This window comes from Streptococcus intestinihominis (assembly GCF_046824975.1).
Lineage (GTDB): Bacteria > Bacillota > Bacilli > Lactobacillales > Streptococcaceae > Streptococcus.
This window is the reverse complement of record NZ_JBKQBL010000007.1, coordinates 29584-33962: the sequence shown is the minus strand read 5'-3', so window position 1 is coordinate 33962 and position 4379 is coordinate 29584. Positions and strand designations below refer to the sequence as shown.

At 43.1% G+C, this 4379-nt stretch carries 4 protein-coding genes and 3 pseudogenes; all 7 read right to left on the bottom strand.

Going from position 1 to position 4379, the window contains the following annotated elements:
- On the bottom strand, positions 1 to 324 hold a 324-nt coding region (locus ACLOR3_RS09675), incomplete at its 3' end, for a Na/Pi symporter (RefSeq protein WP_412037184.1).
- 143 nt (positions 325 to 467) lie between these two features.
- Positions 468 to 818 (bottom strand): 30S ribosome-binding factor RbfA, encoded by a 351-nt coding sequence (gene rbfA / locus ACLOR3_RS09670; RefSeq protein ID WP_123160924.1) that lies wholly within the window; start codon positions 816 to 818, stop codon positions 468 to 470.
- Positions 819 to 890: 72 nt separating this feature from the next.
- Positions 891 to 3098, bottom strand: a pseudogene (infB, locus tag ACLOR3_RS09665) (translation initiation factor IF-2); the annotation flags it as partial.
- Positions 3099 to 3454: 356 nt separating this feature from the next.
- Positions 3455 to 3614, bottom strand: a pseudogene (locus ACLOR3_RS09660) (translation initiation factor IF-2 N-terminal domain-containing protein); the annotation flags it as partial.
- 16 nt (positions 3615 to 3630) lie between these two features.
- Positions 3631 to 3930: a YlxQ-related RNA-binding protein gene (locus tag ACLOR3_RS09655; protein ID WP_120701213.1), complete on the bottom strand. Its 300-nt coding sequence runs from the start codon at positions 3928 to 3930 to the stop codon at positions 3631 to 3633.
- A complete protein-coding gene (gene rnpM, locus ACLOR3_RS09650) occupies positions 3923 to 4219 on the bottom strand; it encodes an RNase P modulator RnpM (RefSeq protein ID WP_006596879.1) in 297 nt (98 codons plus the stop codon). The genes ACLOR3_RS09655 and rnpM overlap by 8 nt, the downstream gene beginning before the upstream one ends.
- A 10-nt stretch (positions 4220 to 4229) precedes the next feature.
- Positions 4230 to 4379, bottom strand: a pseudogene (locus tag ACLOR3_RS09645) (transcription termination factor NusA); the annotation flags it as partial.

Below are 4379 nucleotides of genomic sequence, written 5' to 3'. Positions count from 1 at the left end.
CTTGAAACCGATGATAAAGGAAGTGACGGTTGTCCCGATATTGGCCCCCATGATGATTCCAATTGCTTGGCGTAGCGTTAAGAGGCCTGCACTTACTAATCCAACCGTAATAACAGTTACCCCTGTACTAGATTGGATAAGGGCAGTAACGACAATCCCTACGAGCACTCCTAAAAATGGATTGCTGGTATATTTGTCGATATAGTAGCGAAGGCGATCCCCTGCCGCCTGTTGCAAGCCATCCCCCATGGTTTTAATGCTATATAAAAATAGTCCCAATCCACCTAAGAAGTTAAATAAAATGTTCTGCCAATCAATGGACATTCCTTTTCCTCCATCATCATTCGATAAAAGTTTACTCACTCTATTTTAAAACATCCACCACTTGGACACAAGTTTTTTTTGAAATTTCTTCTGAATTTTGCCATAAAAAACGATAGACTCTACAGAATCTATCGTTTTGTTCATTATTTTTTATCAAGCTCTCGTAACATTTGATCAATTTTGTTTCCATATTCAATGGATTCATCTTTGACAAAGGTTAAATCCGGGATCTTATACAATTTTAAATTCCGACCTAATTCGCGCTTGATGGTTCCTGTTGCTTTTTCCAGCCCTGTCTGAGCCTTCTGATTATCTGAAGCTAGGTCACTCATAATCGAATAGTAGACCTTAGCCATAGACAAATCACCTAGCATTTGAACATCCGTAATGGTGACACCTTGAACACGCGGGTCACGAACTTTCTTTTGCAGAATTTCGTTGACTTCACGCTTGATTTCCATCCCTACTCGGTCTGTCCGAAAATGACTTGCCATAGGAACTCCTTTCTGATTTGTCTTTAAAACTAGGAAATGGGAGAATTCTTCTCTTCTTTCCTAGTTAACAGTTTATTTTTTAATTTCTTCCATGATGTAAGCTTCGATGGTATCATCCGTCTTGATATCGTTGTAGCCTTCGATCATCAATCCACCTTCGCGACCGTTGGTCACTTCTTTGACATCGTCTTTATAATGTTTCAAGCTAGCAAGAGCTCCATCATAAATCACGACACCGTCACGAATGACACGGACTTTGGAATCACGAGTGACCTTACCACTGAGGACCATAAATCCACCGATGGTACCCACTTTAGAGACTTTAAAGGTTTCACGGATAATCGCTTCACCGATCACTTTCTCTTCAAATTCTGGATCAAGCATACCCTTCATGGCTTCTTCCATCTCTTCGATAACCTTGTAGATAATGCTGTGGAGACGGATTTCTACATCGTCTGCTTCTGCTTGTTGACGAGCCTGTGGTGTAGGGCGTACGTTGAAACCAATGATAAAGGCATTTGAAGCTTCGGCAAGAGTCACGTCAGATTCATTGATAGCACCAACTGCTGAGTGAACGATAGTCACTTTCACACCTTCTACGTCAATCTTTTGAAGTGATGCAGCAAGGGCTTCAACCGAACCTTGTACGTCAGCTTTGATGATGACGTTAACAGACTTGAGTTCACCAGCTTTAAGGGTATCAAAGAGGTTTTCAAGGCTAACACGTTGTGTAGCTTGACGTTGCTTCATAAGAGCACGTTTAGCACGTTCTTCACCCGCTGCACGCGCTGATTTTTCATCTTCATAAACCGCGAAATGGTCTCCCGCCATCGGCGCTTCGTTCAAACCAGTGATCGATACTGGTGTTGAAGGTCCTGCAACCTTAACACGACGTCCAAGGTCATTGGTCATAGCACGGACACGTCCGAAAGTATTACCAACAACGATTGGGTCTTGAACATTCAAAGTACCTTGTTGAACAAGAAGGGTCGCAACCGCACCTTTTCCTTTATCCAAACGAGCCTCAATAACGGTACCGATGGCACGAACGGTTGGGTCTGCTTTGAGTTCTTGGATTTCAGCTACAAGTAGGACAGTTTCCAACAACTCATCGATGTTTTGGTTGAACTTGGCTGAAATTTCTACAAACTCAGAATCTCCACCCCATGCAGTTGACATAACGCCATGTTCTGCCAATTCTCCGATTACACGTTCTGGGTTGGCACCTGGTTTATCGATCTTATTAATGGCAACGATAATTGGAACGTTAGCCGCTTTTGAGTGGTTGATAGCTTCGATAGTTTGAGGCATAACCCCGTCATCTGCCGCTACGACCAAGATGGTAATATCGGTAACAGAGGCACCACGTGCACGCATAGAAGTAAAGGCCGCGTGTCCAGGTGTATCAAGGAAGGTAATCTTCTTGCCATTTTCCTCAATCTGGTAGGCACCGATATGCTGGGTGATCCCACCGGCTTCTCCTGTCGCAACACGTGAGTTACGAAGGGTATCCAAAAGGGTTGTTTTACCGTGGTCAACGTGTCCCATGATGGTTACAACTGGTGGACGCTCCACCAATTTATCTGGATTCAAATAGCCATCTTCTACGAAGAAACGCTCGATATCCGCATTATCCACTTCAACCTTTTTCTTGGCTTCAATTCCATAATCTACCAAAAGGAGTTCAATGGTATCGCCATCCAAGGATTGGTTTTGTGTCGCCATCACGCCCATCATGAAGAGTTTTTTCACGATTTCTGCTGGCTCACGCTTAATCCGTTTTGCGATTTCCGCAACTGTCATTCCATCTGTGTACTCCAATTCACTTGGCAATTCGTGGAATTTACGCTCTGTTACTGGTTTTGGAGCCTCATTGCGGTTATTTTTTCCTTTTTTATTCTTTTTGTTGTTATTCCAGTTACTATTCTTTTGATTTCTCACTTGATTCTGATTACTTCGATTCTTTTGTTGTTTTCTTGGACCATCTTCTTCACGATCAAAATCTTCACGCTTCTTGTCTGGTCTAGCTTGTTTCTTCCGACGTGTATCAACTGTTGCAGGGCTTGGAGCCGCTACTGGCGCAGCCTTCACTGGTTCCGCCTTTGGTTGAGGAGTGACAACTTCAGTTGCAATCACCTCTTCGTGCTTGCGACGTTGTTGACGTTCTTGTTCAACCTTGGCTGCCTGATTTTGCTTGTAGCGTTCTTCACTACCACGGGCATATTCCGCATTTTGCTCTGCCTTTAATGCTGCAGCACGAGCTTTGAAATCAATCTTGGGTGCACTGTTTACAGGATTTGGACGTCCTTGACCATTTCCAGCTTGATTGCGACGACGATCATCCCCTTGATTTCGACGGTCATTACTTTGGTTTTTGCGATCATTTCTGTTTTGGAAACGATCACCATCCCGTCGATCATTTTGTTGTTTTTTAGGTCGATTTCCTTGTTGTTGACGACGTTCCGCCTGCTCTTTCGCACGGGCTTCACGTTCCGCCTTGAAATTACGACTCTTTGGCTTCACAACAGGTGCTGCAGCTGTTTCAGTTGTTTTTTCTGAATTGTTTGCAACGGGTTCTTTTGCAACCGGCGCAACTTTTACTTGTTTTTCTTCCGTCACTTTAGGAGTTTGAGGAGCCTTTGATGCAAAACTATTCACCAAACGCTCAACAGCTTCACCTTCAATACTAGAAGCGTGACTCTTTACCTCCAACCCTAATTCTTTCGCCCGTGTGACGACTTCTTTACTTTCCTTGCCTAGTTCTTTGGCAATCTCATACAATCTTTTCTTAGACAATTGCTGTCCTCCTCTTCTATTCCATAAGAGACCTCATTTTCTTTGAAAATCCAGCATCTGTCACGGCCGCAACCTTTCGTGAGCGACCAATGGCAGTACTTAATTCTAGTGTTGAAAACACGGTTAATACCGGAACGCCATAATAGTGGCATTTATCTGTGATTTTTTTGGTAAGATTGGAAGCTGCATCTTCTGCCAGAAAGACCAAACGGGCCTTTCCTTCTTGAACAGACTTGATAACCAACTCTTCTCCAGAGATAATTTTCCCTGCTCGCTGAGCCAATCCCAATAAATTACTGACTTTTTGCTTATTCAAGGCCTAACTCTCTTCTCTTCACCTTATGATCCACATAAGCAATCAATTCGTCGTAAAAAGCTTCATCCACTTCCATGCTAAAGCTGCGATTGAAGACTTTCTTCTTTTTAGCTTGAAGTGCTTCCTCATTATCCAGTTTGATATAAGCACCACGACCATTTGCTTTCCCAGTCGGATCGATAAAAACTTGACCTTCTTTATTTTTTACGATTCGCAAGAGATCTCGTTTATCGATGACCTCATTTGAAACAACAGACTTGCGTAAAGGGATTTTTCTTGTTTTTACCATGATTCCCTCCCTATTCGTCTACAGAATTCAAATCACTTTCTACTTCTTCAAAAGCAGGTTCTTGACTTGCTTCCATTTCTTCGTACTCACTAGCTGATTTGATATCAATCCGGTAGCCAGTTAAGTGAGCCGCCAAGCGCACGTTTTGACCACGACGACC

Excerpts from the sequence above, each read along its gene's own strand:
- rbfA (WP_123160924.1), bottom strand. The coding sequence starts at position 818 with ATGGCAAGTCATTTTCGGACAGACCGAGTAGGGATGGAAATCAAGCGT.
- rnpM (WP_006596879.1), bottom strand. The coding sequence starts at position 4,219 with ATGGTAAAAACAAGAAAAATCCCTTTACGCAAGTCTGTTGTTTCAAAT.